This window comes from Halorussus amylolyticus, from assembly GCF_004143485.2.
Taxonomy (GTDB): Archaea; Halobacteriota; Halobacteria; order Halobacteriales; family Haladaptataceae; genus Halorussus; species Halorussus amylolyticus.
The window spans coordinates 325,196-349,608 of sequence record NZ_ML974133.1 but is presented as its reverse complement, the minus strand read 5'-3'; the positions used below and the strand labels follow the sequence as shown (position 1 = coordinate 349,608).

At 66.5% G+C, this 24,413-nt stretch carries 32 protein-coding genes; 20 read left to right on the top strand and 12 right to left on the bottom strand.

The genetic code is table 11. The features are described 5' to 3' along the window. Window positions 1-271: 271 nt before the first annotated feature. Complete coding sequence (locus tag EKH81_RS19755; protein ID WP_274380495.1) at window positions 272-406, top strand: DUF7128 family protein; 135 nt, start codon at window positions 272-274, stop codon at window positions 404-406. On the opposite strand, the gene EKH81_RS10805 is transcribed toward EKH81_RS19755, so the two are convergent. Together EKH81_RS10805 and EKH81_RS10800 are read right to left on the bottom strand one after the other, a co-directional pair. After that, entirely contained in the window at window positions 407-655 is a 249-nt protein-coding gene (locus tag EKH81_RS10805; protein ID WP_132058542.1) for a DUF7508 domain-containing protein, read from the bottom strand. It lies immediately after the preceding gene. Next, the gene (locus tag EKH81_RS10800) at window positions 652-1,077 is read right to left on the bottom strand and encodes a DUF5796 family protein (protein ID WP_132058541.1); all 426 of its coding nucleotides are present in this window, start codon (window positions 1,075-1,077) and stop codon (window positions 652-654) included. Before EKH81_RS10800 ends, EKH81_RS10805 begins: the two co-directional genes overlap by 4 nt. 95 nt (window positions 1,078-1,172) lie before the next feature. Between EKH81_RS10800 and EKH81_RS10795 the strand changes: the two genes are divergently transcribed. The 3 genes from EKH81_RS10795 to EKH81_RS10785 are packed head-to-tail and all read left to right on the top strand — an operon-like array spanning window position 1,173 to window position 2,590. Then, window positions 1,173-1,763 carry a MinD/ParA family ATP-binding protein gene (locus tag EKH81_RS10795; protein WP_162224599.1) on the top strand — a complete coding sequence of 197 codons (591 nt, stop codon included), beginning with the start codon at window positions 1,173-1,175 and terminating at the stop codon, window positions 1,761-1,763. A gap of 13 nt (window positions 1,764-1,776) precedes the next feature. Then, a complete protein-coding gene (locus EKH81_RS10790; RefSeq protein ID WP_162224598.1) occupies window positions 1,777-1,938 on the top strand; it encodes a hypothetical protein in 162 nt (53 codons plus the stop codon). Window positions 1,939-1,963: 25 nt separating this feature from the next. Next, complete coding sequence (locus tag EKH81_RS10785) at window positions 1,964-2,590, top strand: RAD55 family ATPase (protein WP_132058539.1); 627 nt, start codon at window positions 1,964-1,966, stop codon at window positions 2,588-2,590. Window positions 2,591-2,610: 20 nt separating this feature from the next. Here the strand turns inward: EKH81_RS10785 and EKH81_RS10780 are convergent, their stop codons facing one another. Both EKH81_RS10780 and EKH81_RS19750 read right to left on the bottom strand, forming a co-directional pair. After that, window positions 2,611-3,606 carry a YeiH family protein gene (locus EKH81_RS10780; protein WP_132058538.1) on the bottom strand — a complete coding sequence of 332 codons (996 nt, stop codon included), beginning with the start codon at window positions 3,604-3,606 and terminating at the stop codon, window positions 2,611-2,613. Between the two features lie 2 nt (window positions 3,607-3,608). Then, window positions 3,609-3,737, bottom strand: coding sequence for a hypothetical protein (locus EKH81_RS19750; protein ID WP_274380494.1), 129 nt, complete (start codon window positions 3,735-3,737; stop codon window positions 3,609-3,611). A 155-nt stretch (window positions 3,738-3,892) separates the two neighbouring features. Here EKH81_RS19750 and EKH81_RS10775 point away from each other — a divergent pair, with 155 nt between their 5' ends. From EKH81_RS10775 to EKH81_RS10745, 7 genes are all read left to right on the top strand, one after another. Continuing rightward, window positions 3,893-5,503 carry a lipopolysaccharide biosynthesis protein gene (locus EKH81_RS10775; RefSeq protein WP_132058537.1) on the top strand — a complete coding sequence of 537 codons (1,611 nt, stop codon included), beginning with the start codon at window positions 3,893-3,895 and terminating at the stop codon, window positions 5,501-5,503. A gap of 67 nt (window positions 5,504-5,570) precedes the next feature. After that, window positions 5,571-6,800, top strand: a complete 1,230-nt coding sequence (locus EKH81_RS10770) for a thiolase domain-containing protein (protein ID WP_132058536.1) — start codon at window positions 5,571-5,573, stop codon at window positions 6,798-6,800. After that, a complete protein-coding gene (locus EKH81_RS10765; RefSeq protein ID WP_132058535.1) occupies window positions 6,797-8,266 on the top strand; it encodes an OB-fold domain-containing protein in 1,470 nt (489 codons plus the stop codon). The genes EKH81_RS10770 and EKH81_RS10765 overlap by 4 nt, the downstream gene beginning before the upstream one ends. A 78-nt stretch (window positions 8,267-8,344) precedes the next feature. Continuing rightward, window positions 8,345-9,037, top strand: coding sequence for a hypothetical protein (locus tag EKH81_RS10760; RefSeq protein WP_132058534.1), 693 nt, complete (start codon window positions 8,345-8,347; stop codon window positions 9,035-9,037). Between the two features lie 33 nt (window positions 9,038-9,070). Continuing rightward, entirely contained in the window at window positions 9,071-9,958 is an 888-nt protein-coding gene (locus EKH81_RS10755; protein WP_132058533.1) for a 3-hydroxyacyl-CoA dehydrogenase family protein, read from the top strand. Next, entirely contained in the window at window positions 9,955-10,794 is an 840-nt protein-coding gene (locus EKH81_RS10750; RefSeq protein WP_132058532.1) for an enoyl-CoA hydratase/isomerase family protein, read from the top strand. The genes EKH81_RS10755 and EKH81_RS10750 overlap by 4 nt, the downstream gene beginning before the upstream one ends. 60 nt (window positions 10,795-10,854) lie before the next feature. Further along, entirely contained in the window at window positions 10,855-11,952 is a 1,098-nt protein-coding gene (locus EKH81_RS10745; RefSeq protein ID WP_132058531.1) for a trypsin-like peptidase domain-containing protein, read from the top strand. A gap of 9 nt (window positions 11,953-11,961) precedes the next feature. Here EKH81_RS10745 and EKH81_RS10740 read toward each other — a convergent pair whose 3' ends face one another. Then, on the bottom strand, window positions 11,962-12,699 hold the full coding sequence (locus EKH81_RS10740) for an SDR family oxidoreductase (RefSeq protein WP_132058530.1): 738 nt from the start codon (window positions 12,697-12,699) through the stop codon (window positions 11,962-11,964). Between the two features lie 61 nt (window positions 12,700-12,760). On the opposite strand from EKH81_RS10740, the gene EKH81_RS10735 reads away from it, so the two are divergent. Next, the gene (locus EKH81_RS10735; protein WP_132058529.1) at window positions 12,761-13,366 is read left to right on the top strand and encodes a DUF2391 family protein; all 606 of its coding nucleotides are present in this window, start codon (window positions 12,761-12,763) and stop codon (window positions 13,364-13,366) included. A 512-nt stretch (window positions 13,367-13,878) separates the two neighbouring features. Here the strand turns inward: EKH81_RS10735 and EKH81_RS10730 are convergent. Together EKH81_RS10730 and EKH81_RS10725 are read right to left on the bottom strand one after the other, a co-directional pair. Further along, window positions 13,879-14,304, bottom strand: coding sequence for an RNA-binding protein (locus EKH81_RS10730; protein ID WP_132058528.1), 426 nt, complete (start codon window positions 14,302-14,304; stop codon window positions 13,879-13,881). 33 nt (window positions 14,305-14,337) lie between these two features. After that, window positions 14,338-14,526, bottom strand: coding sequence for a DUF1918 domain-containing protein (locus EKH81_RS10725; protein ID WP_132058527.1), 189 nt, complete (start codon window positions 14,524-14,526; stop codon window positions 14,338-14,340). A 110-nt stretch (window positions 14,527-14,636) separates the two neighbouring features. On the opposite strand from EKH81_RS10725, the gene EKH81_RS10720 reads away from it, so the two are divergent. Beyond that, window positions 14,637-15,542, top strand: a complete 906-nt coding sequence (locus tag EKH81_RS10720) for an NAD(P)-dependent oxidoreductase (protein ID WP_132058526.1) — start codon at window positions 14,637-14,639, stop codon at window positions 15,540-15,542. A gap of 6 nt (window positions 15,543-15,548) precedes the next feature. Here EKH81_RS10720 and EKH81_RS10715 read toward each other — a convergent pair whose 3' ends face one another. Next, the gene (locus EKH81_RS10715) at window positions 15,549-15,830 is read right to left on the bottom strand and encodes an acylphosphatase (RefSeq protein WP_132058525.1); all 282 of its coding nucleotides are present in this window, start codon (window positions 15,828-15,830) and stop codon (window positions 15,549-15,551) included. 104 nt (window positions 15,831-15,934) lie between these two features. On the opposite strand from EKH81_RS10715, the gene EKH81_RS10710 reads away from it, so the two are divergent. Both EKH81_RS10710 and EKH81_RS10705 read left to right on the top strand, forming a co-directional pair. After that, a complete protein-coding gene (locus EKH81_RS10710; protein ID WP_132058524.1) occupies window positions 15,935-16,294 on the top strand; it encodes a DUF7541 family protein in 360 nt (119 codons plus the stop codon). 45 nt (window positions 16,295-16,339) lie between these two features. After that, complete coding sequence (locus tag EKH81_RS10705; protein ID WP_132058523.1) at window positions 16,340-16,618, top strand: DUF6684 family protein; 279 nt, start codon at window positions 16,340-16,342, stop codon at window positions 16,616-16,618. Between the two features lie 3 nt (window positions 16,619-16,621). On the opposite strand, the gene EKH81_RS10700 is transcribed toward EKH81_RS10705, so the two are convergent. Next, entirely contained in the window at window positions 16,622-17,998 is a 1,377-nt protein-coding gene (locus EKH81_RS10700; RefSeq protein ID WP_132058522.1) for a sulfatase family protein, read from the bottom strand. A 361-nt stretch (window positions 17,999-18,359) separates the two neighbouring features. On the opposite strand from EKH81_RS10700, the gene EKH81_RS10695 reads away from it, so the two are divergent. Beyond that, on the top strand, window positions 18,360-20,132 hold the full coding sequence (locus tag EKH81_RS10695; RefSeq protein WP_132058565.1) for a cytochrome c oxidase subunit I: 1,773 nt from the start codon (window positions 18,360-18,362) through the stop codon (window positions 20,130-20,132). 93 nt (window positions 20,133-20,225) lie between these two features. On the opposite strand, the gene EKH81_RS10690 is transcribed toward EKH81_RS10695, so the two are convergent. Next, the gene (locus EKH81_RS10690) at window positions 20,226-21,080 is read right to left on the bottom strand and encodes an SDR family oxidoreductase (RefSeq protein ID WP_132058521.1); all 855 of its coding nucleotides are present in this window, start codon (window positions 21,078-21,080) and stop codon (window positions 20,226-20,228) included. Window positions 21,081-21,224: 144 nt separating this feature from the next. Between EKH81_RS10690 and EKH81_RS10685 the strand changes: the two genes are divergently transcribed. Both EKH81_RS10685 and EKH81_RS10680 read left to right on the top strand, forming a co-directional pair. Beyond that, window positions 21,225-21,545, top strand: coding sequence for a DUF7520 family protein (locus tag EKH81_RS10685; protein ID WP_368407709.1), 321 nt, complete (start codon window positions 21,225-21,227; stop codon window positions 21,543-21,545). Between the two features lie 25 nt (window positions 21,546-21,570). After that, window positions 21,571-21,966, top strand: coding sequence for a universal stress protein (locus EKH81_RS10680; RefSeq protein WP_132058520.1), 396 nt, complete (start codon window positions 21,571-21,573; stop codon window positions 21,964-21,966). A 71-nt stretch (window positions 21,967-22,037) separates the two neighbouring features. Here the strand turns inward: EKH81_RS10680 and EKH81_RS10675 are convergent, their stop codons facing one another. Beyond that, entirely contained in the window at window positions 22,038-22,715 is a 678-nt protein-coding gene (locus tag EKH81_RS10675) for a haloacid dehalogenase type II (RefSeq protein ID WP_162224597.1), read from the bottom strand. A 106-nt stretch (window positions 22,716-22,821) separates the two neighbouring features. Between EKH81_RS10675 and EKH81_RS10670 the strand changes: the two genes are divergently transcribed. Together EKH81_RS10670 and msrA are read left to right on the top strand one after the other, a co-directional pair. Then, on the top strand, window positions 22,822-23,451 hold the full coding sequence (locus EKH81_RS10670) for a rubrerythrin family protein (RefSeq protein WP_132058518.1): 630 nt from the start codon (window positions 22,822-22,824) through the stop codon (window positions 23,449-23,451). Window positions 23,452-23,508: 57 nt separating this feature from the next. Then, the gene (msrA, locus tag EKH81_RS10665; protein ID WP_132058517.1) at window positions 23,509-24,051 is read left to right on the top strand and encodes a peptide-methionine (S)-S-oxide reductase MsrA; all 543 of its coding nucleotides are present in this window, start codon (window positions 23,509-23,511) and stop codon (window positions 24,049-24,051) included. On the opposite strand, the gene EKH81_RS10660 is transcribed toward msrA, so the two are convergent. After that, the gene (locus EKH81_RS10660; protein WP_162224596.1) at window positions 24,041-24,244 is read right to left on the bottom strand and encodes a hypothetical protein; all 204 of its coding nucleotides are present in this window, start codon (window positions 24,242-24,244) and stop codon (window positions 24,041-24,043) included. The genes msrA and EKH81_RS10660 overlap by 11 nt on opposite strands. Window positions 24,245-24,413: the final 169 nt, after the last annotated feature.

Sequence of the window (24,413 nt, the reverse complement as noted above, 5' to 3'; positions counted from 1 at the left end):
CCGTCTTTCCGGTGGTTTGGTTCACCGGCCGTCTTTCCGGTGGTTTGGTTCACCGGCCGTCTTTCCGGTGGTTTGGTTCACCGGCCGTCTTTCCGGTGGTTTGGTTCACCGGCCGTCTTTCCGGTGGCTTGGTCCACCGGCCGATTTTCAGCGGCTGACCCATCGGCCGTTTTCCGGCGGCCGCCGGAAAACGGCCGATCGTCCGGAGCACGCGAACGCGGCCCCGCGATTCGGGGCAAACGATTTACTGTCGTGTCGCGTACGACCGAACATGGTCGTCAAAACCGAGCGCGACGACATGACGTGGTACAAATGCGAGGGGTGCGGGATGATGTTCGACGACGAGGACGACGCCCGCCAGCACGAGGCGAACTGCGACCATGAGGACCCTTCGTACATTCAGTGATTACAGTCCGGCGCGCTCGCGGTGTTCTCTCGCGAGGTCCTTCGCGTGGGCCTTCGACTCGCACGCTTCCCATCGGACCTGCTCGCCACTTGCGTACGCCAGCGCGTCCTTGAGTTCGTCGCGCACGACTCCCCATCCGACCTCCAGAATCTCGCCCTCCGAGTCGCCGAGTTCGTAAACGCCGTACCGTTCGGGAGCGCCCGCGACCGTCTTCCGGTCGAGCGACCGCCAGCGTTTCGGGAGGCTCATTCGTTGACCAGTTCGTAGGAGTTCTCGCCGAGTTCGTCCTCTTCGAAGACGAACACCCGGCCGCGGGCCACCTCGGGGTCGGCCTCCACCTCGACTGCGTAACCGTCGAGTCGGACCGTCACGCCGGGGAACAGCGACTCCTCCTCGCCGGGTTCGAGCATGACCCGCCCGACCCCGGTGTCTTCGAGAATCTCGTCGTGGGTGTTGCGGTCGTTGACGTACATCATCACGCCCTCCGTCTCGGTGGGGTCGGTGACGAACACCTGCACGAGCTTTCCGGGCCGAGTCCGAAGCGTGTCGGTGACTTTCTCGGGGACGCCGTGGTAGAACGCCTCCCTGCCGTCGGTGTACTCCACGACGATGCCGTCCTCGGTGAGTTCGACGCCGAGCGTGTCGGGTGCGACGTCGTTGCGCGCGCTCATACCCGGTCGTTGGCGCGGAATCGGGAAAAGGATGCGCTTTGGCCCCGACGACGCCCGAACGTTCAAGTACGAAGCCGGGACAACCTCGCCCCGTCATGCTAGCCGTCGCCGGAGGCAAGGGCGGGTGCGGGAAGACGACCACGACGCTCGGGATGGCGTCCGCGCTCGCCCGCCAGCGAAAGCCGTCGCTCGCGGTCGATACCGACCGCGAGATGCCGAATTTGCACGCGATGGCGGGCGTCTCGCGCCGACCGGGTCTCGACGCCGTCGGTGCGGGGTGGCCGCCCGAACTGGTGGCCGGAAGCCCGACCGAGGACGGGGTCCCGCCCGACGTCGGCGTCCTGCCCGCCGCGAGCGGACCGCTGAATGCCGACCGAAATGCTCGCCCGTCCGCACCGGCGTTCGCCCACCTCGCGAGCGCCCCTGGAGCGGTCCTACTCGACACGCCCGCCGGTGCCGGACCCGGTGCGGTCGCGCCGCTCCGGGTCGCCGACGCCGCGCTGGTCGTGACCACCCCGGAACCGGCCTGCCTCCGAGACGCCGCCAAGACCGCCGCGATGGCCCGCGAGGTGGGGACGCCGGTCGCGGGCGCGGTCGTGGGGGGGGGGGGGGGGGGGGGGGGGGGCGCCCCCCCCCCCCCCCCCCACGACCGATTTCGGACGGTGGGACCGAGAGAAAAGAAGTGACCACGACCGGACCGTGACAGCCGACCGCATTGCCGACCTGCTCGACTGTCCGGTCCTCGAAACGGTGCCCGAGGTGCGGTCGGCGACGGGTCGAGACGCGAAACCGCTCGCCGACGACCGGGTGCGGGCCGCCCACGACCGCCTCGTGTCAGCCCTTCAGCCCAAATACTTATGACTGGGGCGTACACGCGTGAAAACACGTGCCACGGCGTCTCTCGACGGGAATCGACGTGTTAGACCGTAAGCTCGACGGCGGCGTGCCGAAGGGGAGCATTGTCGCGCTCTCGGCACCGCCTGCGAGTCAGGCCGAGCTACTGCTCTACGAGTTCGCATCGGCTCGGTCCACGCTCTACCTCTCGACCGACCGCGACGAGGCCGCGGTCGCCGAGGCGTTCGACCGCGCGCCCGGTCTCACCGGGTCGCCCGACGTGCGCCGCGTTCCGAGCGACGCGCCGCTCGACCACTCACAGCGACTCTTTCGACGGCTCTCCGAGGGGTCGAACCTGGTCATCGACGCGGTGGACCTGCTCGAACGCCAAGAGGAGAGCCGCTACCGGAACTTCCTCAACGACCTCCGGAACCACCTCGACAACACCGGGAGCGTGGCGGTCCTCCACTGCCTCGACGGCCGGAACGTCTCGGACACCCGCGACGTGACCGAACACGTCGCGGACGTGGTGTTCGACCTCCACACCGAGTACTCGGGCGACACCGTCGAGACCCGACTCGCGGTGCCGAAGTTCCGTGGCGGGCGGGCGCTCCCCGAGACCATCAAACTCGAACTCGCGGAGTCGGTCCGCATCGACACGAGTCGGGACATCGCGTAGTCGGCGTCTCGGAAATCGACTCAGAACGCGATTCGCACCACTGCCAGCGCCACCGCGCTCACGACCAGCAGCGCGACTCCGACGAGAGCGAGGGGTCGGACACCCGTTCCGCGAAGCGCTCGAACTTCGATACTCGTTCCGAGTCCAGCGAACGCGACGAGGAACGCCCAGTCCGACGCGAGGGTGAGGCGAGCGATTTCCGCGTCGCCGAGGACGCCCGTGCTGGCGAGGAGAACGAGCGAGACGAATCCGAGGACGAACTTCGGGAAGCCGTTCCAGAGGTCCCGAACCGAGGTTTTCCACCCGCCCGACGACGATTTCGTCTCGGCGTACAGCAGCGAGTAACCCACCACGAGACCGCCGAGGAGTGCGTTTCGGGTCAGCTTCGTCAGGGTCGCCCACTCGCCCGCGAGGTCGGAGTGGGCGAACCCCGCCGCGGTCACCGGGCCGGTGCTGAACATGGTCAGACCTGCCCAAATGCCGAATATTCTGTCGGGGAGGCCGAGCAGATGGCCGAGCGCGGGGTACGTGAACAGCGTGAGCGCGTCGAACGCCAGAATCGTGCTGGTGGCGTACGCGACCTGATTCTCGTCGGCCCGAATCGCGCCCGCCACCGCGACCACCGCCGAGACGCCGCAGACGCTCGCGCCCGCCGCGAGAAGCGACCCGAGTCGGCCACTGAGTCCGAAGACGCCGCGCGCGAGCAGTTCCACGACCGCGAGCGAGAGCGCGACCGCGCCGACGACCGCGAGGACGAGCGCCGGACCCGCGCCGAGAACCGAGCCGAGCGAGATGCGGACGCCCATCAGCACGATGCCGACTTCGAGCCAGAGATTGTACGTCCCCGCGCCCGGTCGGAAAATTTCGGGAACGCCCACCGTGTTGGCGACGAGCGCGCCGAGCAGAATCGCCGCGAGGAGCGAGTGAACCGGTGTGAGCGTTCCCAGAAACTGCGCGAGCGACCCGACGGCGACGAGGAACGCGAGTCCCGGAAGATACCCGCGAAGCGCCGCCATCGTCAGGGTGCGAGAAGGATTGCCGCGACCGCGAGGTAGCCGACCAGTACCGCCTGCCACCCGCGTTCGAGCGCCAGCCACCACCGCCGGAGGCGAGCCAGCGCGTCACGAATCGACGACGAAGCTTCCATTCGTCTCTCGAAACGCGTTCCGGTTCGTTATGGTTTCGGTTTTTCGGCGGCCGACCCCGACGCTCGGCCCGACGCGCCGCAATCTACCCGGGGTACCCCTCCGGTATCGCATCCTTTAATGCTCGGAGCGGACACCCGGCGGTTGGAAGCCGAGAATGAGTAGAGGGGACGACGAGGACGTGTCGAAGGTAGATGTGTCGGACGAGGTCGCGTCGAACGTGGACGTGTCGGACGAGGTCGCGTCGGACGAGGACGTACCGGACGACGAGCGAGAGGCGTTGCTGACCATCGCTCACGGTGCGGTCGTGACCTCGGGCGGTGTTTCGGCCCAGCGCGCGCTCGTGGCCGGGACGGAGTTCGTCCTCGCGCGCGGACTCGGTCCCGTTGCGTACGGAGTGTACGCGCTCGCGTGGCGAATCGCTCAGTTGCTCGCCCGACTCGTCACCTTCGGGAGCGTGCCGACGCTCCAGCGATACCTGCCCGCCTATCGGGACGACCCGGCCCGCCGGTCGCTGGTCGCGGGACTGGCCTACGCCACCACGATAGGGTTCGGTCTCGTAATCGCGACGGGCGTGTGGGTGCTGGCACCGTGGATAAACGCGGTCACCGTCGAGGATTCGTCGTTTCCGGCCGCGATGCGACTGTTCGGCGTGCTCGTCGTCCTGCTCGGTCTCGTGATGATTTACGCCGCCATCTTTCGCGCGGTCGGGTCGGCCCGCGGAGAGGTGGTGTTCAACAAGCTCCTCCGGCCCGGCGTTCGGCTGGTCGGCGCGCTCGCGGCGCTCGCGCTCGGCTACTCGGTCGTCGGCGTCGCTGGCGCGTTCGTCGTCTGCGTGGCGGTCCTCGTGGTCGTCGGATTTCCGGTCACGACGAAGGTGACCGGAATCCGACCGACCCTCCGGGGCGGCCGAACCGAGAGCCGTCGGTTCTACGACCACGCCGCCCCGGTGGCGATGAGCAGTCTCGGAAAGGTGTTCCAGAACCGAGTGGACATCCTGCTCGTCGGCGCGCTGTTGACCGCGGTCGCGGCGGGCATCTACAACGTCGTCCTCGTGCTGATAGCCATCGCGTGGATACCCCTCATGTCGTTCAATCAGCTGTTGCCGCCGGTCGCGTCGAACCTCTACTCCAGCGGCCGGGTGGAGACGCTCAACGCGGTCTACTCGTCGGTGACGCGGCTCATCGTCACCACCGTCCTCCCCATACTCGCGGTCCAGTTGGTGTTCGGTCGGGAGCTACTCGCGCTGTTCGGGCCGACCTACGTTCGGGGGTACGTCCCGCTCGCGGTCTACCTCGGCGGCGTGTTCGTCGGGAGCGCGGTCGGCGCGACCGGGTGGCTCCTCATGATGACCGACCACCAGTACGCTCGGATGGCGCTCGACTGGCTCCTCGCCGTGCTGAACGTCGTCCTGACCTACGTCTTCGTCGTCGAGTTCGGACTCGTCGGCGCGGCGCTCGGCACCTCGCTCGCCATCGCGGTCCAGAACGCGCTTCAGGTCGTGTTGCTCAGGCAGTTCGAGGGGCTGTGGCCCTTCGACGCCACGTATCTCAAGCCGCTCGGCGCTGGCGTCGTCATGGCCGCGGTGATGGCGGGCGTCCGGGCGTCGGTGGGCGGACAGACGGCGCTCGTCGTCGGAACGCTCGTCGGACTCCTCGCCTACGTCGGAAGCCTGTACGCGCTGGGAATCGACGCCCGGGACAGGCTCGTGGTCCGCGAACTCGCGGGCCGGTATCGCGCCAACGTCGCGGACGCCGTTCCGTTCTGAAATGGCCTGTACCGAGCTGACCCGCAAACAGCGGCAATTATTTCCAGCGAGCGCCGAAGGTGTACGCATGCGCGACGCCTACCTCGTCGGCGCGGCCCAGACCGACTTCGGGTCGTTCCCCGACGAAAGCTATCGGTCGCTGTTCGCCAGTGCGTTCGAGCGGACGCGCGAGTCGGTTCCGAAGGGTCTCGACCCCGACGACATCGAGGAAGCCGTCGTCGGCACGCTCGGTGTCGGCGGCCGTCAGTTGGGGCTGTCGGGTCCCGCCGTCACCGAACACGTCGGCCTGCACGGAATCCCGACCACTCGCGTCGAGAACGCCTGCGCGGCCTCGGGGTACGCGGTCCGGCAGGCCGTCCAAGCCGTCAGGTCCGGAATGGCCGACGTGGTTCTCGCGGGCGGAGTCGAAATCATGACCGACGCGTCGGGCGACGCCACCAAGTACTGGCTCGGCGTCTCGGGCGAGACCGAGTGGGAACGCCTCTCGGGAACCACCTTCGCGGGCGTCTACGCCCAGATGGCCGACGCCCACATGGCCGAACACGGCACGACGACGGAACAGCTCTCGCACGTCGCGGTCAAGAACCACCGAAACGGCGCGAAGAACCCTCACGCTCAGTTGGGATTCGAGTGCTCGCTCGAAGACGCCGAAACCGCCCAGACGGTCGCCGACCCGCTCACGCTCTATCACTGCTGTCCGACGAGCGACGGCGCGGCCTGCGCCCTCATCGCGAGCGAGGACGCGGTCGAAACCTACACCGACGACCCGATTCGCATCGCGGGCGTCGGCGCGGCGAGCGATTCGGTGGGACTGTTCCAGCGCGACTCGTACACCCGAATCGAGGCTTCCCGGCGCGCCGCCGAGATGGCTTACGAGCGAGCAGATATCTCGCCCGACGACCTCGACTTCGCGGAGGTCCACGACTGCTTCTCCATCGCGGAGATTCTGGCCTACGAGGACTTGGGCTTCTGCGAACCCGGCGAAGGCGGCCGACTCGTCGAGTCGGGCGCGACCGCGCTCGACGGCGACCTCCCGGTCAACACCTCAGGCGGCCTCAAGTCGAAGGGCCATCCCATCGGCGCGACCGGCGCGGGGCAGGTCGTCGAAGCGTTCAAACAGCTCTCGGGCACGGCGGGCGACCGACAGGTCGAGGGCGCGACTCGCGGCCTGACCCACAACGTCGGCGGGAGCGGGGGCGCGGCGGTGGTTCACGTCTTCGAGCGCGAGGCGCGGAGCGCCTCGAACGGGGCGAGCGGGCGACGCCCGCGAGCCAGCGAATCGGAGGTGGCGCGATGAGCCAACCTAAAATCGAAGCCGTCGGAGCCTACGCACCGCGATTCCGCGTCTCGGCCGAGAAGTTCGAAGACGCGTGGGGTCAGTTCCACGCGCCCGGTATCTCGGAGACGGCGGTCCCGAACGCCGACGAGGACAGCGTGACGATGGCCTACGAAGCCGCAACGCGTGCGCTCGGCGCGGCCGAGCGCGCGGGCGACGAAATCGCGTTCCTCGCGTTCGCTTCGACCACCCCGCCGGTCGCCGAGGCGGACCTGACGGCCCGCCTCGGCGCGATGCTGGGGGTGCCCGAGAGCGCCACGCGCCACGAATTTTCGGGGAGCACTCGGGCCGGGACGCGCGCGCTCGACGCCGCGCTCTCGGCGGGACCGTGGGGTGGGACAGGGGACAGTAGGAATCAGACGCGCGACGACGAGACCGACCGCGTCGGTCTCGTCGTCGCGTCGGACTGCCCGCGCGGCGAACCCGACAGTCCGGAGGAACACGCCGCCGGAGCGGGCGCGGCCGCGTTCGTCCTTTCGGAATCGGGTGGGGCCGAAATCCTCTCGCGGGCGGAGTACGCCGCCGACTACCCCGGCACGCGGTTCCGGCGGCGCGGGAGCGACGCGACCGAGGGACTGGGCGTCACGAGCTACGACCGCCGGGCGTTCACCGAGACGCTCGCGGGAGCGGTCGAGGGGTTGGACGGTGAGTGGGACCCGAGCACGGCCGACGCCGCCGCGATCCAAGCGCCGAACGGGAAGCTTCCCTACCGCGCGGCGGGCGCGCTCGGCGTCGAAACCGAGGCCATCCAGCAGTGCGCCACGGTCCACGACCTCGGCGATACGGGCGCGGCGAGCGTCCCGCTGAGTCTCGCGAAAGCGTTGGCCCAGGGCGACGAGCGAATCCTCGTGGCGGCCCACGGAAGCGGCGCGGGCGCGGACGCCCTACTCATCGAGAATCGCGGCGTGGCGGCGGAGTTGGCGCTCGACGCCGGGGAGTCGGTGAGCTACGCCGAGTACCTCCGGCGGCGGGGCGAACTCACCTCGGGAGCGCCGGAGGGCGGCGGCGCGTACGTCAGCGTACCCTCGTGGCGGCGGACGCTCGACCAGCGGTATCGGTTGGTGGCGGGCAAGTGTCCGGAGTGTGCCGCGCTCAATTTCCCGCCAGAGGGTGCGTGCAATTCGTGCAAGACCTTGGTCGAAGGGTACGAGGATGTTGAACTGCCGGGGACCGGGACCGTGGAAGCCGCCACGACAATCTCGCAGGGCGGTGCGCCGCCGGAGTTCGCCGAACAGCAGGCTCAATCGGGCGATTTCGGCGTGGCGATTGTGGCTCTCGAAGGCCCCGGTAGAGAATCCGTTAGCGTCCCGGCGCAGGTCGTGGATTCGGAGGCCGTGGCAATCGGCGACCGCGTGGCGACGACGATTCGGCGCATCTACACCCAAGAAGGCGTGACGCGGTACGGATTCAAGGTGAAATCAGAGTAGCGACGCGAGAACGAGTCGGCGTTTCGAGCGACCGAGAAGTGAAAAAGCATTTACTGGTCTTCTTCGACTCACCAGTCGATGGCACGCGATTGGTCCTCGCTCGTCCTCCTCGTCGTCGGACTCGTTCTCGTGACGAGTCCGTTCTGGCTGTTCGCCGACGCAGGGGAAGACCCCCACGAGGGGGAACGCGTCTACGCCCACGAAGCCGCGGAGATAGAGTACAGCGAAGGCGTTCGGGGCTACATTCGCGCGGACGGCGAAATCGAGCGTCTCGACTGCCAGTACTACGATAGCAAGGCAGGGTGTCTGTTCGCCGCGCACGTCGCTCAGCACGGCCCGGTGGTCGTGAACGTCACCGACTTCTACTACCCCTACGACTCCGGTGCGGAGTACGTCGTCGTCGGGGACAGCGACTCGGAGAAACACTTCTATCGTCGCGTGGTCGAGCGCGGCGAGGGCACTGTCTCGTACTCGCTGGAAGCGGTCGCCCCCGAAACGTTACTCGCCGACATCGCGGTGAACGAAAGCGACCTCTCGCCGAAAGCCGCCCGGACCCTCGACGGAGAGACGGTGCAGACCCACGGACGACCGCTACCGGATGCGGGCGAAGTCGTCCGGTCGGACGACGGGTACTACCTCATCTACGAGTCCGGCGGGTGGGACGCCGACCCGAACACGTTCGACGCGAAGTTCTATCGCGCTGTCGCGTTCCTCGTCGGTCTCGGAACGCTCCGATGGCAGTGGCGCGGCGACGGACCCGCCGAGAGATAAACGCTTAACCTCGCACCGCTCGCCAGTGCAAGTATGAACGTCACCGTGTTAGGAGCCGGAACGATGGGCCACGGCATCGCCCAAGTGTCGGCGATGGCGGGCCACAGCGTGACGATGCGCGACATCGAACGGGACATCGTGGAGGACGGACTCGAATCCATCGCGGAGAATCTCCAAGGCGGCGTCGAGCGCGACAAGGTGACCGAAGACGAGAAGACCGCCACCCTCGACCGCATTTCGGGGACGACCGACCTTCCCGACGCCGTTTCGGACGCCGACCTCGTCGTCGAGGCGGTGCCCGAGGACGTGGAGTTGAAGAAGGAGACGTTCTCGGAGGTCGAAGCCCACGCGCCCGAGGAGGCGGTTATCGCGTCGAACACCTCGTCGCTCCCCGTGACCGAAATCGTCGCCGCGCTCTCGGACTCGGGCCGGGGAATCGGTCTCCACTTCTTCAATCCGGTCCACATCATGGGACTCGTCGAGGTGGTCGTCGGCGAGCAGACCAGCGACGAGACCCGGAAATTCGCCGAGGAGTTCGTCGCGGACATCGGCAAGACCGCGGTGACGGTCCGCGACTCCCCGGGGTTCGCGTCGTCGCGGCTCGGCGTCTCGCTCGGCGTCGAAGCCATGCGGATGGTCGAGGAGGGCGTCGCCAGCCCCCGCGACATCGACGCGTCGATGGAGTTGGGGTACAACCACCCGATGGGTCCCATCGAACTCGGCGACGTGGTCGGACTCGACGTGCGCCTCGACATCCTCGAACACCTCCGCGAGGAGCTGGGCGAGCGGTTCCGACCGCCTCAGATTCTCCGCCGGAAGGTCCGGGCCGGAAAGCTCGGCAAGAAGACCGGCGAGGGGTTCTACGTCTGGGAGGACGGAGAGATAGTCGCCACCAGCGGCGACTGGGGTGACGACGAATGAGCGACGAGGACGACGCTCCCGCGCCCGGAAGCCCCGAAGCGGTCGCCGGCGAATGCGAAACCGTCTCGGTGTCGGTCGGCGACCGGACGGAGTACGTCGCCACAGTCACGCTCTCGCGGCCCGACGCGCGAAACGCGCTGAACGCCCAACTCCGCGCGGAGTTGAAAGACGTACTCGACGCCGTCGAGGCCAGCGACGTTCGGGTGGTCGTCCTCACCGGGTCGGCGGAGTCGGGCGCGTTCGTGGCGGGCGCGGACGTGAAGGAACTCCGCGAGCGCGGCCCGCTCGAACAGCGCGAGGCGAGCAAGCGCCCCCGCGTCTACGAGTACGTGGACGACCTCGAACAGCCGGTTATCGCGGCCATCAACGGTCACGCGCTCGGCGGCGGGTGCGAACTCGCGCAGGCCTGCGACGTGCGCATCGCGCGCGAGGACGCCAAACTCGGCCAGCCCGAAATCAACCTCGGCATCATGCCCGGCGGCGGCGGGACACAGCGACTCGCCCGACTCGTCGGCGAGGGCCAAGCGATGCGACTGATTCTGTCGGGCGAGATAATCGACGCCGCCGAAGCCCGCGACATCGGCCTCGTGGACGAAGTTTGTGACGACGGCGAGTTCGAAGAGCGCGTGACCGAACTCGCGGGGCGGATGGCCGCGAAGAGTCCGCTCGCGCTCGAATTCGCGAAAAAGGCCGTGAAGGCGTCGAGTCGGATGGACCTCGACGCCGGAATCGAGTACGAGGCCGAACTGTTCGCCCAGTTGTTCGCCGCCGAGGACAAGAACGAGGGTATCGACGCCTTCCTCGATGGCCGCGACCCCGAGTGGCAGGGGGAATAAGGTACGGTACCCGCGTTCCGGAGAAAACTATTCCCGTCCGAAGCCCCGACTGTCGAAGACATGCCCGATTCGACGCTCGACCGCAGGCAGTTTCTCAGACTCGGCGGCGTCGCGGCGGCGACCGGTCTCGCGGGGTGTAGCGCCGACGCGCCCGCGGCCGACGACGGTGCGACCGCGACGACCGATTCGCCCACCGAGACCGGTACCCAGACCACCCAAGAGGGGTCCGAAAGCGTCTACACGCGACTGTACCGAGACACCATCGGGTCGGTGGTGCTGGTCAGGACCGGACAGGGGCAGGGAACCGGGTTCGTCTACGACGACGACCACGTCGTGACGAACGCCCACGTGGTCGGCGACGCGACCGAGACCGAGATACGGTTCAGCGAGGGCCAGTGGAGTTCGGGCGAGGTCGTCGGTAGCGACCCGCACAGCGACCTCGCCACCGTCGAAGTCGAGGAGGTTCCCTCGTCGGCGACACCGGTCTCGTTCGCCGAGCGCGACCCGGTCGTCGGTCAGGAGGTGGTCGCCATCGGTAATCCCTACGACCTCGACGGGTCGGCGACCACCGGAATCGTGAGCGGTATCGACCGGTCGATTCCGTCGCCGACCGGCTACCGGATTCCCGACGCGATTCAGACCGACGCCGCGGTCAACCCCGGCAACAGCGGCGGCCCGTTGGTGTCGCTCGACGGCGAGGTGGTCGCGGTCATCAACTCCGGCGGCGGCGACAACATCGGTTTCGGCATCTCTGCGGCGCTGACTGAGCGAGTGGTCCCGCGACTCATCGAGAACGGCGAGTTCGACCACGCCTACCTCGGCGTGACGTTCACGAACGTCACGCCGAGTGTCGCGGACGCGAACGACCTCGACGAACCTCGCGGCCTTCTGATAGTGAACGTCGTGGACGGCGGCCCGGCGGACGGCACGCTTCAGGGGAGCGACCCCGAAGTGGTGGACGGCAGGCGCGTCCCGGTCGGCGGCGACGTGCTACTCGAAATCGAGGGGAGCGAACTGCTGACCGCCGAAGACCTCGGGAGCTACCTCGCGCTGGAGACGCGAGCGAACCAGACCGTCGAACTCACGATACGCCGTGACGGAGACGAAGAGACCGTTCCGTTCGAACTCGGCGAGCGGCCGGACGACATCCAGGGCTGATTCGCCGACTCACCGCATCAGTTCGCCGCCGTTGACGTTGAGCGTTTCGCCCGTGACGAACCCGGCGTCCCGGAGGTACGCGACGGCGTCGGCGATGTCCTCGGGTTGGCCGAACTGGCCGACCGGAATCTTCGCCATCTCCTCGCGCTTTTCCTCGTCGCTCCGGTCGGCGGTCATGTCGGTTTCGACGTGACCCGGCGCGACCGCGTTGACCCGAACTTTGGGCGCGAAGTCGGCGGCGTGGCTCTTGGTCAGGCCGAGCAGGCCCGCCTTCGACGCGGCGTAGTGACACTCGATTGGTGCGCCCGTGTACGCCAGAATCGAGGAGACGTTCGTCACCGATGCGCTCGGGTCGTCGTCGGACTCGCGGAGGTGCGCGAGCGCGGCCTTCGTGACGTTGAACGCGCCGTTGACGTTGGTGTCCATCACCCGGTCGAAGTCGGCGGGCGAGAGGTCGTCGGTGTAGACGTGCTGGTCGATGCCCGCGTTGTTGACGACGTGGTCGAGACCGCCGAACGCCTCGACCGCCTCGTCTACGAGGTCTGCGGCGTCGTCGGCGTCGCCCACGTCGGCCTGCACCGCGACGGCGTCGGCATCAGTCTCGGCAGCGATGCTCTCGGCGACCGCTTTCGCGCGCTCTGCGCTCCGGACGTAGTTGACCGCCACGTCGTAGCCGTCGCGTGCGAATTGTTCGGCGATTGCCCGTCCGATACCTCGCGACGACCCGGTGACAAGTGCTGCTGGCATACCTCAAGCCGAGTTCCGGGGCACCTTGGCGTTTATGACTGCGGAACGTTACGGGGGACTCATGAGCAACCGCGAATCGCGCCCGGACCGCGCCGCGAAGAGTTCGTCGCGGTCGAAGAATCCGCCTGACCCCGATATCGACGACCTGCTGGACGAACTCGAAGAACTCGAAGAGACGGTGGACGACCCCGAGGAGCGCGAGCAGGTGCGCGAGACGATGCGAGTCGCCCGGCGGGTCTCGACTCCCGGAACGTTCGGTCGGGTCATCAAGGGGTTCGACCGCCACGACGCCGCCGAGGCGCTGGTCGGGAGCGTGGTGTTCGGCATCCCGATGCTGGTGGAGGGCGGCACCCTCGAAATCGGCGAGTTCGTCGCGGCGAACCCGCCCGCCCTGCTGGTCACGCTCGTCGGGACCGTCGCGCTCGTCATCGGCGTGCTGTACGTCGCGGAGATTCAGCAGGTCGAGATTCACCGCCCGCTGTTCGGCGTAGTCCCGCGAAGACTCGTCGGGGTTCTCGGCGTCTCGTTCGCCACCGCGTTCGTCACGATGACCGTGTGGGGTCGAGTGGACTGGGCCGACCCGTGGCTCGCGGTGTGTCAGACGAGCGTAACGTTCACCGCGATGGCGCTCGGGGCCGCACTCGGTGACATCCTTCCGGGGTCGTAGGCGAAGTTCCGGCAATTTTTGCGGACGTGTCAGTAAATCGGGTGTATGACACAAAGTATATCACGGTAGTGCGGCTATTGCTAGCTGTTCCCATAGTGGGTTCGTGATGCGACGTATGATAGAATGTCCACATTGCGGTTCGGACCTGAATCGACGAACTAACTCGAAGACGTTGCGGAACGGCGACCCGCTCGGCGCGAAAAGCACTGGCTCGGAACTGGTCTCCTGTCCGGACTGCGATGGCGTAATCGACGGTTTCACGGCGCACTGACGCCCGATTGGACCCCATTTTTTGCTGGCGGCGAGACGGACAGACGGTAGTTCGAAGCGAGGAGTTGTCCTGATTCGCGATGCTGGCTCTGCGAGTCGCAAATGGCGATTTCAGAACCGAGACCACCAGGACGCCCCGGCGCGCTCGCACACCGCGAGCGCGCCGGGGTTTTCGGTGGACTGTCCTATCCCGCGAGACGACCGCCGCTGGGCGCGGCGGTCGTCTCGCGAAAGCTCAACGTTCACAGCGTTTCCAGCGCCTCGCGGGCGTTCTCGACGGCGGCCTCCTTCTTCGCGGGGTAGGCCTCGACCTTCGCGCGGAAGGTGATGCCCTCGCCGAGCGCGACCTCGCCCCGGTAGGCTTCCTGCTTGTCGAATCGCAGGAACAGCGAGCAGTTGGCGTCCACCCGGTCGTCGAGTTCCGAGAGCAGGCGGTCGGCGTCGTCGAGTTCGGCGACCTTCGAGAGGACGTGGCGCATCTCGTCGGCGTTCTCGACGCGCGCGGAGAACACCACGATTCGGTCGCCGTGGTGGCCCTCGCTCTCGGTGCGCTGTAGTTCGACTTCCTCGGGGAGGAAGGTTTCGAGCGCGTCCTCGACGCGCTTGTCGTCCTCGGTGGCGTAGCAGAACGCCCGCAGATCGATGTAGTGAAACGGAACTTCGGCCATTGGAGAATCGTCGGTGGGAACCCTGAAAAGTCGTTACTCTTCGTCTTCGGCGGCTTCGAGCGCGTCCTCGGGGACGCCGCTCTCCTGGCCGTCCTCGAAGCTCACGGTGTACGTGCTGTCGCCGAACATGTTCTCCATGACTTGCGTGACCTGTCCTTCCTGACCGTCGTACTCGCTGTGTTCGTCGTGCAGGACGACAGCGTCGTCTTCCTCGAAGCTCATACCTCCCAGTAGCCCGGCGCACGGTAAAAGCGGCCCGGTTCGCGGTCGATTCGGACGCCGCCCCTTCCGGTACGGGTAGCCTTTTGAGAATCGGCCACGCACGTTAGAGCATGTCACAGTCACAGAACACGGTCGGCTTCGTCGGGCTCGGACTCATGGGCAAACCGATGGCGAAGAACCTCCTCGACGCGGGCTACCCCGTCGTCGGGCACAATCGCTCGCAGGAGCCGGTCGAGGAAATCGTGGAATACGGCGGCGACGGCGCGGATACGGCGAAAGAGGCGGCATCGCGCGCGGACGTGGTAATCACGTGCCTGCCGGACTCCGACGTCGTCGCCGACGTGATGCGCGCCGAGGACGCCATCATCGCGGGCCTCGACGGCGGCGAGACGGTCATCGACATGTCCACCATCTCGCCGACCGTGACCGAGGACCTCGCCGAAGACCTCGCGGAGATGGGCGTCGAGATGCTCGACGCGCCGATAAGCGGGGGCGAGGAGGGCGCGATAGACGGCACGCTCTCCATCATGGTCGGCGGCGACGCCGACGTGCTGGCCACCCATCGGGACCTCCTCGACGTGATGGGCGAGACCGTCACCCACTGCGGGCCGTCCGGGTCGGGACAGGTCACGAAAGCGTGCAACCAAATCGTCGTGGCGAACACGATGGAGGCCATCAGCGAGGCGCTCGTCTTCGCCGAGAAGGCGGGCGCGGACCTCCAAGCCGTCGTGGACGCCATCAGCGGCGGGGCCGCGGGCTGTTGGGCGCTCGACAATCGCGCGCCCCAGATGATTCGCGGCGAGTTCGACCCCGGATTCTTCGCGAGCTATCAGTACAAGGACCTCCGCATCGCGACCGACGCGGGCGAGGCGTTCGGGTCGCCGATGCCAATCACCGAGGTCACACACGAGATGTACAAGTCGATGGAAGCCAACGGGATGGGCCGGGACGACAATTCGGGCGTGATGCAGGTGGTCGAGCTGCTCGCGGGAACCGAGGCCCGCATCGACGAGTAGGACGGCCTACCGCCGAATCCGGAAGCCGTCCTCGCCCTCGGGGTCGGCGTACTCGACTTCCACGTCGTCCACGTCGGCGGCGGGGCTTCCGGTGTGACACCACTCGACCATCTCCGCAACGGTGTCCTCCGGGCCTTCGAAGACGGCTTCGACCCGGCCGTCCGCGAGGTTTCGGACCCAGCCGTCGATGTCCTTTTCACGGGCGGTGTCGCGGGTGTTCGCCCGGTAGTAGACGCCCTGTACGGTTCCGGAGACGAAGACGCGTGCGCGAGTTCGGTCCGCGGTCATAGTCGTGGGTGATTCGTCCTGACGGATAAATGTGGTTGCGGTCCTCCGAACGCCCCAAATCCGCAGTCGGAGCGCTTTAGTCCACCCCGAACTCATCTCCCCGTATGGACGAACAACCCGGGCTGAGCGACGAGTATCGGAAGGCGAGTCCGTGGCCGGTGTTCGTCGCGTTCGGTCTCGCCATTTTCGAGGTCGGCATCGTGATGGCGCTGTTTCCCGTCGCGGTCGGCGGCCTGTTGCTGTTCGTCGGGAGCGTCGTGGGCATTCTCACAGAATCGGGGTACGTCGCGTCGCCGTGGAAGGGACTCGTCGTGGCGTCGGTGTTCTGTCTGGCCGCGGGCGGTGCGGTAGCGCTCACGACGACCGACGCAATTCGCCTGCGGGGGCTTGCGATTCTCGTCGGCGGTCTCCTCGTGCTGTTCGCGGGCGTGTTCGGGTCGGTCTGGGAACCCGAAGCGGTGTAGCTCGAATCGACAATCTATTTGATGCCCGCGTGACTACGCCCGGGTATGGCAACCCCCATCTTCGAACGCGAGACGTGGCTCGACATCTCGGTCAACATCATCCCGCTGGTCATCATGGGCTTTTTCATCGTGTTCTTCACGGTCGCGACACCGTGGGAAATCGAAGGGCTGACCTCGGCCATCGCGTACGCGCTGCTCATCGTTCCGCTCGTCCTGTTGGCGTACCTCACGTACATCGCGGCCGACCTCATCGAGGGCGCCGAAAGCGAGAGCGACGCGGAGGCAGAACTCGAAGCCGGTGGCGAAGCCGCAATCGAGGAGTAAACGCTACTCCGTCAACTCCATATAGCCGAGCGCTTCCAACTGCTTTTTGTCCACGTCGTCCACCGGGTCGCGAAGCCGTTCGTCTTCACGGTCGAAGAGGTAGTCCGGAATCTCGTCACGGAACTCCCGAACGACTTCGGGATGGTCGTCGGCCACGTTGTCGGTTTCACCGGTGTCGGCTTCGAGGTCGTACAACTGAACCGAGTCGTCGTCGTAGATGAACTTCCATCCGTCCCAGCGACCCGCTACCACCTGTTCGTCGTCGGGTCGCCCGGAGCCGAGCGCCACGACCCGGCGGTCCCCGTCCTCGAACAGCGGTTCGCCTTCGAAGTCGAACTCCTCGGGGTCGACGTCGTGGCACTCACAGATGGTCGGTGCCAAATCGAGGAGCGTACGCGGGGATTCGACCGCGGTCGAATCCCCGCGGTCGGAACCCGCACGCTTGGCGAGTAACGGAACGTGTATCAGCTCGTCGTAGGGGTAGTTTCGGTGGAAGTAGCGCCCGTGTTCGTAGAACTCCTCGCCGTGGTCGCTCGAAAAGAGGACGTTCGCGTCGTCCCAAATCCCGAGGTCGGCCATCGCGTCGAACAGTCGTTCGAGATGGCGCGAGCAGTATCGGAGGTCCGAGTCGTAGAGGTCCTTCAGAAGCCGACGTTCGGACTCCGAGATATCGTCGGGTGCCGTTCCGGCGGTCTTCATCAGGTCTTTGATTCGGTCGGTGTCGATTGGGCCGTCGAGATACTGTGGGTCGTCGTCGTGGACGCCGTAGGGTCGGTGGGCCTCCATGTAGTGGACCCAGAGAAAGAACTCCTCGTCGTGGTTGGCGTCGAGCCACGAGACCGCGGTATCGGTGACTTCCTCGGCGCTCGTGTACCCGAGATACTGGAAATCGGGAGTCGGGAACACCCGTCGGTAAACATCGTCTGCGAGTTGGTACACCGGCTCCACTTTCCGCAAGAGGGGACCGATTCGCGAAGCCAGTCGGTCCACGCGGTGGCTCAGTCGGTCGCCCAACGACTGGTCGTTGTTGGCATCGTCGTAGTAGTCGTCCCGACCGAGGTCGATATTCTCCTCGAATCGAAAGTCCCCATCGACGAGACCCACGCCGGTCTGCGTGCCGACCGCGGCGGTCTTCACACCGGAGTCGCCGAGGACGGACGCGATGGTCGGGAGGTCGTCGAGTTCGTCGTAGGCGAGAAACTGCGAGGTCTGGAACGACGGAATCGAGATGCGAGTGTAAGGCGCGCTCGAGAACGCGGCGTCGAAGCGAGTACCCTCTGTCGTCAGTCTATCGAGCACCGGCATCGTGTCGCGTTCGTAGCCGTACTGACCGAGGTGGTCGGCACGGAGCGAATCGACAGTGATGAGAATCGTGTGCATTAGTATCCTCCGATTGAGATAACTTCGGGCCTGAAGACGGCCGTAGTGGGCAAAAACCCAACGGTTCGGTCACACTCCCCGTTACGAGTCGGGAGCGACCGCATCGCGGACGGACCGAATCGGCTCGTTTCTCCCGGTGTGGTGGCGACCTTCCGTGAACAAGCTTCGCGTTCTCGACCTGACGACTGCTCGAAACGAGCTCTCGGCACCGCTCGCCGAGCGAGCGGTGCCGTCCGCCCTCCGGCCCTTTTTCGGCGTAATCGGACCGGGAGTTCGCGGCGACGGAACCTAACCTTTCTTTACCTTGTAGTCCTGACCGTCCGGTATGGTAGAAGCCGGGCAGATAGCACTCACCGTCGTCATGGGGGTGTTCCTCTTGGCGGTCGCCGCGTTCCTCACGCGACTGGAGAACTGGCGATCGTACACGCCCCTCGCGGGCGGTGGGGGATACGTCGGCGAACAGACTGGACAGGTACACCACGAGAAACCCGCGGGACTCATCCGCTGGCTCACGACCGTAGACCACAAGGACATCGGAATGCTCTACGGTCTCTACGGACTCATCGCGTTCGCGTGGGGGGGCATCGCGGTCCTCCTGATGCGGACCGAACTCGCGGTGCCCGAGGAGGCAATCATCGGGGCGAACTTCTACAACGCCCTGCTGACGACCCACGGCATCACGATGCTGTTCCTGTTCGGGACGCCCATCATCGCGGCGTTCGGGAACTACTTTATTCCGCTGCTCATCGGCGCGGACGACATGGCGTTCCCGCGCATCAACGCCATCGCGTTCTGGCTCCTCCCGCCCGCGGCGGTCCTCATCTGGATTGGGTTCCCGCTCGCGGCGACGGACATCGGAATCAGCGCGGCCGAGACGAGCTGGACGATGTACACGCCGCTGTCGGTCGAACAGGCGAATCCGGGCGTGGACCTGATGCTGCTCGGACTTCACCTCTCGGGGGTGTCGGCGACGATGGGCGCGATAAACTTCATCGCGACCGTGTTCACCGAGCGCGGCGAGGATGTCGGCTGGGAGAAGCTCGACATCTTCTCGTGGACGATGATAACCCAGTCGGGGCTGATTCTGTTCTCGTTCCCGCTGCTCGGGAGCGCGCTCGTGATGCTCCTGCTTGACCGCAACTTCGGGACGACGTTCTTCGCCGTCGAGGGCGGCGGCGCGATGCTCTGGCAGCACCTGTTCTGGTTCTTCGGTCACCCCGAGGTCTACATTCTGGTCCTGCCGCCGATGGGCCTCGTCAGCCTCATCCTCCCGCGGTTCGCGGGTCGGAAGCTGTTCGGATTCAAGTTCGTCGTCTACTCGACGCTCGCAATCGGCGTGCTGAGCTTCGGCGTGTGGGCACACCACATGTTCAGCACGGGCATGGACCCGCGGATTCGGGCGTCGTTCATGGCCGTTTCACTCGCCATCGCGGTCCCGAGCGCGGTCAAGGTGTTCAACTGGATCACCACGATGTGGAACGGTCGGCTCCGACTCGCCGCGCCGATGCTGTTCTGCATCGGGTTCGTCCAGAACTTCATCATCGGCGGCGTCACCGGTATCTTCCTCGCGTCGATTCCGGTCGACCTCGTGCTCCACGACACCTACTACGTCGTGGGTCACTTCCACTTCATCGTGATGGGGGCCATCGCAGTCGCCGGGTTCGCGGGCATCTACTACTGGTTCCCGCTGTACACCGGTCGCATGTACCAGCGCACGCTGGCGAAGATACACTTCTGGCTCACGATGATAGGGTCGAACGTGACCTTCTTCGCCATGCTGTTCCTCGGCTACGGCGGGATGCCCCGCCGGTACGCGACCTACGTGTTCGACAACCCGGAACTGGTGTCGCTGTTCACCAACCTCCACCTGCTCGCGACGGTGGGCGCGTTCATCATGGGTCTCGGCCAGCTCATCTTCGTCTGGAACATCGTGACCTCGTGGCTCGAAGGCCCCAAAATCACGTCGAGCGACCCGTGGGACCTCGAAGACGACGGCCTGCTCACGAAGGAGTGGACGTGGTTCGAGCGCAAACAGGAGATGGCGGTCACCGACGGCGGCGAGGAAGTCGCGACCGACGGCGGCGAAGAACTGTCCGACGGCGATAGGGTTAGCGACACGACCGCCGACGAGTAGCGCGGCGACTCAGCCATTTTTGCGATTTTCGCGCTGTTTATCGACCGCTCACGTCTCGCGTTTTCCACCGACCGCTTTCGGGCGTAGCCGCGGCTACGCCCGAAAGCTATCGGCGTAATCGGCGACGAACTCCCGGAGCGTCCGCGGTTCCCGGCCGACCACCCGCGAAAAGTCGTCGGTCACGCGGTCGGCGAGTCCGAGGCGCGCGGTGGTGTAAATCGCGACCATCACCGCGACGTAGCCGATGTCGAAGCCTCTGCGAGTCATGTGCCACGCGAACTCGGGAATCGAGGGGTCGGCGTACTCGATTCGGCGGCCGAGAACGTCGGTGAACACGGTCGCGACTTCGTCGTAGTCGAGCGCCTCAGGTCCGGTGATGTCGTACGCGCGGTTCCGGTGGCCGGGTTCGGTCAGCACCGTCGCGGCGGCCGCGGCGACGTCGCGGGCGTCCACGAAACTGGTCGTGCCGTCGCCCGCCGGGACGAGGAGTTCGTCGCTGTCGGCGATTTCGGGCCGGTGGACTTCCGCGAGGTTCTGCATGAAGAACGACGCCCGGAGGATGGTGTAGTCCACCCCGGCGGATTCGAGGTGGCGCTCGACCCGTCGGTGGGGAAGCAGGGGGTTGTGTTGTGCGCCGAGGACCGAGAGGTACGCGATTCGACCGACGCCGGTCCTGAGAGCCGCGTCCACGAACGGCAGGAGGTGGCGGCCGACTCGGGACATCGCCGGCGGCCGAACCAGAAACAGTCGCTCGACACCGTCCAGCGCGAAGCCGTACGTCTCGGGTTTGGTGAAGTCGAACGCGACGAGTTCGACCGGTTCGGGGAATCGGTCGCGCGCGCTCGCGGGGTCGCGCACGCCCGCCCGGACCTCCGCGCCGCGCTCGACGAGGGCTTCGACCACGTGGGACCCGACGGTGCCGGTCGCGCCCGTGACGAGGACGGTCACGTCACCGCGAGGATGATACCCATCGCGAACATCAGGAGGGCGATTCCGCCGAGCAGAAGCGCGAGAAGGTCTTTTTCGGTCATACTGACGCTACGGTCCGAGCGGATGAAAAGGCTAATCCTTCTGCCGTCCCGACCTCCGTTCGTGACGGGGACGTTCGGCGGTCGGCGATTCGTGGTCGCACTCTACGCGCTCATCGTGGCGATTACCGGCGTCGTCGGCGCGATACTCGGGACGTTCGGTCCCGCGGACCTCACGTCCGTGCGACTGCTGGGCGTGGTCGAACTCCAGCCGACGCCGCTCGGTCTCGCCGTCTACGGCGTGGTCACGGTCGGCCTGGTTCTGGGAGTTCTGCTCGCGCTCGTGGCCTACGTCTCTCGATGGGCCGACGCCGAATCCGCGGGACAGCGGAACGAGACTGAATCCGCCGGGACGGGCGTCGAGGGCAACGGCGAGAACAGATAAGGCGGCGTCGGTCGTCGGTGGGCGTATGTACCACGTCGTAGTCGCCATCGACGAGGACGCAGACCGCGCGCGTCGGCAGGCGCGCGCGGTCACCAATCTGCCCTGTGCCGCCGACGAGGTGCGAGCGACGCTGTTGCACGTGTTCGCCGACGACGGAGGAGCCTCGGCGACGGAACTCGGGTCGGTCGAGCGCGCGCGGGACGCGCTGGAGAGGGCGGGGGTCGAACTCGAAATCACCGAGCGCACCGGTGAACCCGCCGCGACCGCCCTCGACATCGCGGAGGACGCCGACGCCGACGCCATCTGTGTCGGAGGGCGCAGGCGGTCGCCCGCCGGGAAGGCCATCTTCGGGAGCGTCTCTCAGTCGATAATTCTGCAGGCCGACCGGCCGGTGCTCGTGACCGGCGGACTGGAGAGCTGAGTGCGACTGCGGTCGCGTTCCGCGACCGCAGTCGCCGTGCAAGTGGGTCGAGGCGCGCGTTTCGAGGCGTCCTACGACAGCGAATCCGCGAGGTGAGACAGCGACTCGACCGCGATGTCGGCGTCGCCACCCACGGTCTCGGCCGGTTCGCGAGCACGATTTACCCACGCGGTCGCCATCCCGGCGCTGGCCGCGCCCGCCACGTCCCACGCGTTCGAGGAGACCAGCACGCAGTCGCCGAGGTCGCGGTCGAGGCGGTCGGCCGCGTTGCGGTACACCGCGGGGTCGGGCTTGAACGTCGCCACCTCGTCGGCGCTCACGAGTTCGTCGAGGTGGGGCGCGAGACCCGCGTTCTCGGCGAGAGTTTCGAGCATCTCGGGGTTGCCGTTCGACAGCACCGCGAGAGTTCGGTCGTCGCCGAGTCGTCCGAGCGCGTCTACGGCGTCCGGGTAGGGTTCGAGGTGGTCGTACGACGCGAGGATTCGCTCGCGGGCAGACCGGTCCGGGTCGAGGTTGTAATAGTCCAGCGCGTACGCCAGCGCGCGCTCGGTCACGGTTCGGAAGGTGACGTAGTCGTCCATCAGCGCGACCTGCTGGGCGTACCGAAGCTGAGTCTGCCGCCAGAGCGCGTCCACGTCGGCGACGAATCCCGCCGGGAGGTCGAGTTCCGCGCTGAGAGTCTCGGAGACGCTGGTGGTGTCACACAGCGTCCCGTACATGTCGAAACAGAGCGTGTCGGAGTCGAGCATCGGCGTGGCTACGAGTCGCCCGACCTTGGGTGTTGGTCTCGCGGCGGATTCTCGGCGGCGAGCGCCGCCGCGAACATTCAAGCCCGGCGACATCCTAAGCGAGAGTATGAACGCCGCGACGTTCTCCGAGCGAGTCGAACAGTCGATGGCGACCGAACTCGATAGGCTCGGCTCCCAGCAGTCGCTCGTCGCGCTGACCGACGCGACCCTCGACGCCGAAACCGTCCTCCGGGCCGCCGCTCAGAGCGAGCGCCTCGCCAGCGAAACGTTCGGCGAGTGGGCCGACTCCGAGGACGACGCCGAAGCGAGCGACGCGTTCGCGGCGCTCGCTCGACAGGAGTCCGACCACTTCGACCGAGTGGTCGCGGAGTTGGACGACTTCGAACCGACCGACGAGACCGACTCGATGCACGAACACCTGCGCGGACTCGACGCCACTGTCGAGCGCGCGGCGGGACTCGTCGGCCGGTCGCTCGTGGCCGACCGAACCCAGTTGCAGGTCGTGAACTTCTTCGTCAACGACGCCGACGAGCGCCGGGCCGACCTCTTTCGGGGCCTGCGCGCGGACACGCAGGACGGCGTCGAGACGGGGGTCGAACTGCTGGCAGGTCGGTGCGACGCCGACGACGACTGGGAGCGTGCGAGAGAGACGGCCGAGGAGACGATTCGGGTCGCCTACGACGCCTACGCCGAGACGCTGACAGGGATGGGGTTAGACCCGAAGCCCATCTGCTGACTCCGCGTTCTGACCGCTTCCCGCAAACCTAACCGTCCGCGGTGCCTACGTCCGACCATGACTCGAACCGAACGAGCCACGCTCGCAGGCGGGTGCTTCTGGTGTACCGAAGCGGCTTTCAAGGAACTCGATGGCGTCTCGGAAGTCACCTCCGGATACGCTGGCGGCCACGTCGAGGACCCCACGTACGAAGCAGTCTGTCGGGGCGAGACGGGCCACGCCGAGGTCGTGCAGGTCGAGTACGACCCCGAAACACTCGGCTACGAGGACCTCCTTCAGGTGTTCTTCACGGTCCACGACCCGACCCAACTCAACCGACAGGGACCCGACGTGGGCACCCAGTACCGGTCGGCCATCTTCACCCACGACGACGACCAGCAGGAGACCGCCGAGCGATTCATCGACGCGCTCGAAGCCGAGGGGGCCTACGACGAGGACGAAATCGTGACCGAGGTCGAACCCCTCGACACGTTCTACGAAGCCGAGGAGTACCATCAGGACTACTACGAGAAGAATCCCGACGACCAGTACTGCTCGATACAGGCCGAACCCAAGGTGAAGAAGGTCCGCGAGCAGTTCGCCGAGAAAGTCACGCAGTAGCCACGCAGGACTCCGTTTTCGGCGCGCTAGCCTCACGTGACGCTTCCGCGATGATAATCGTCGGCGTGTGGGTCGCCGCGATTGCAATCGCAGATGGAGTCGCGTTTCGAGACAGGCTCCGCCCTCGAAGGCCCGCGACCGAGTAGCCCCCGTTGGACAGTTCCTCGCCCGCGACCATCCTGTCGGCAGCCACGTCCACGTCGAGCGTGATGCCGAGACTCGAGAACGCCGGAGGCGTATCGGTGGCGTCGCTCGCCAGAGCGTGAGTTCGGAAGCGTGAGGTCCCGTCCGGATGGGGATGCGCACAAGAAAATACCGTCCTTTGAGAAAATACAAGGGTATAGTTATCGCACGTAAAAATC

Coding starts and splice junctions, on each gene's coding strand:
- msrA (WP_132058517.1), top strand. CDS start 23,509: ATGACTCGAACCGAACGAGCCACGCTCGCAGGCGGGTGCTTCTGGTGT.
- EKH81_RS10805 (WP_132058542.1), bottom strand. CDS start 655: ATGAGCCTCCCGAAACGCTGGCGGTCGCTCGACCGGAAGACGGTCGCG.
- EKH81_RS10740 (WP_132058530.1), bottom strand. CDS start 12,699: ATGCCAGCAGCACTTGTCACCGGGTCGTCGCGAGGTATCGGACGGGCA.
- EKH81_RS10770 (WP_132058536.1), top strand. CDS start 5,571: ATGCGCGACGCCTACCTCGTCGGCGCGGCCCAGACCGACTTCGGGTCG.
- EKH81_RS10675 (WP_162224597.1), bottom strand. CDS start 22,715: ATGCTCGACTCCGACACGCTCTGTTTCGACATGTACGGGACGCTGTGT.
- EKH81_RS10700 (WP_132058522.1), bottom strand. CDS start 17,998: ATGCACACGATTCTCATCACTGTCGATTCGCTCCGTGCCGACCACCTC.
- EKH81_RS10780 (WP_132058538.1), bottom strand. CDS start 3,606: ATGGCGGCGCTTCGCGGGTATCTTCCGGGACTCGCGTTCCTCGTCGCC.
- EKH81_RS10795 (WP_162224599.1), top strand. CDS start 1,173: ATGCTAGCCGTCGCCGGAGGCAAGGGCGGGTGCGGGAAGACGACCACG.
- EKH81_RS10670 (WP_132058518.1), top strand. CDS start 22,822: ATGAACGCCGCGACGTTCTCCGAGCGAGTCGAACAGTCGATGGCGACC.
- EKH81_RS10680 (WP_132058520.1), top strand. CDS start 21,571: ATGTACCACGTCGTAGTCGCCATCGACGAGGACGCAGACCGCGCGCGT.
- EKH81_RS10720 (WP_132058526.1), top strand. CDS start 14,637: ATGTCACAGTCACAGAACACGGTCGGCTTCGTCGGGCTCGGACTCATG.
- EKH81_RS10715 (WP_132058525.1), bottom strand. CDS start 15,830: ATGACCGCGGACCGAACTCGCGCACGCGTCTTCGTCTCCGGAACCGTA.
- EKH81_RS19750 (WP_274380494.1), bottom strand. CDS start 3,737: ATGGAAGCTTCGTCGTCGATTCGTGACGCGCTGGCTCGCCTCCGGCGG.
- EKH81_RS10695 (WP_132058565.1), top strand. CDS start 18,360: ATGGGGGTGTTCCTCTTGGCGGTCGCCGCGTTCCTCACGCGACTGGAG.
- EKH81_RS19755 (WP_274380495.1), top strand. CDS start 272: ATGGTCGTCAAAACCGAGCGCGACGACATGACGTGGTACAAATGCGAG.
- EKH81_RS10745 (WP_132058531.1), top strand. CDS start 10,855: ATGCCCGATTCGACGCTCGACCGCAGGCAGTTTCTCAGACTCGGCGGC.
- EKH81_RS10775 (WP_132058537.1), top strand. CDS start 3,893: ATGAGTAGAGGGGACGACGAGGACGTGTCGAAGGTAGATGTGTCGGAC.
- EKH81_RS10735 (WP_132058529.1), top strand. CDS start 12,761: ATGAGCAACCGCGAATCGCGCCCGGACCGCGCCGCGAAGAGTTCGTCG.
- EKH81_RS10755 (WP_132058533.1), top strand. CDS start 9,071: ATGAACGTCACCGTGTTAGGAGCCGGAACGATGGGCCACGGCATCGCC.
- EKH81_RS10705 (WP_132058523.1), top strand. CDS start 16,340: ATGGCAACCCCCATCTTCGAACGCGAGACGTGGCTCGACATCTCGGTC.
- EKH81_RS10730 (WP_132058528.1), bottom strand. CDS start 14,304: ATGGCCGAAGTTCCGTTTCACTACATCGATCTGCGGGCGTTCTGCTAC.
- EKH81_RS10800 (WP_132058541.1), bottom strand. CDS start 1,077: ATGAGCGCGCGCAACGACGTCGCACCCGACACGCTCGGCGTCGAACTC.
- EKH81_RS10760 (WP_132058534.1), top strand. CDS start 8,345: ATGGCACGCGATTGGTCCTCGCTCGTCCTCCTCGTCGTCGGACTCGTT.
- EKH81_RS10710 (WP_132058524.1), top strand. CDS start 15,935: ATGGACGAACAACCCGGGCTGAGCGACGAGTATCGGAAGGCGAGTCCG.
- EKH81_RS10725 (WP_132058527.1), bottom strand. CDS start 14,526: ATGAGCTTCGAGGAAGACGACGCTGTCGTCCTGCACGACGAACACAGC.
- EKH81_RS10750 (WP_132058532.1), top strand. CDS start 9,955: ATGAGCGACGAGGACGACGCTCCCGCGCCCGGAAGCCCCGAAGCGGTC.
- EKH81_RS10765 (WP_132058535.1), top strand. CDS start 6,797: ATGAGCCAACCTAAAATCGAAGCCGTCGGAGCCTACGCACCGCGATTC.